Source organism: Dellaglioa sp. CoH-57-MRSF-18 (genome assembly GCF_056781995.1).
Genome location: NZ_JBXAXX010000224.1, coordinates 1 through 268, shown reverse-complemented (window position 1 = coordinate 268; position 268 = coordinate 1). Strand labels below are relative to the sequence as shown.

1 protein-coding gene is annotated in these 268 nt (G+C 57.1%); it reads right to left on the bottom strand.

Annotated elements, in window-relative coordinates:
- Positions 1–268, bottom strand: a 268-nt coding sequence (locus AC1RPG_RS08800) for a hypothetical protein (protein ID WP_481762606.1), incomplete at both ends; no start/stop codon positions are given.

Genomic DNA, 268 nt, shown 5'->3' with positions numbered 1-268 from the left:
AGACACCGAGAAGTTATCTTGGGCCCCTACGAAGGTCTGACGCTCCGTTCCCAAGCCCGGCATCTGATACGCGTACACCTGACCTTCGTACAGAGTCACGTTGATGGGGTTGGCGTCCGTGAACGTGATCTCATCTCGGTTGAAGAAGTATTGCCCTGCCACGTGGAATTGGGACAGCGGAGGGAGCGACGAGGGTACCGAACTTTGGAGCGTGACAGGTATGCCGGCAGGTAGGAATCGCGAAATGCGAAGCACCTGCACCTGTGTG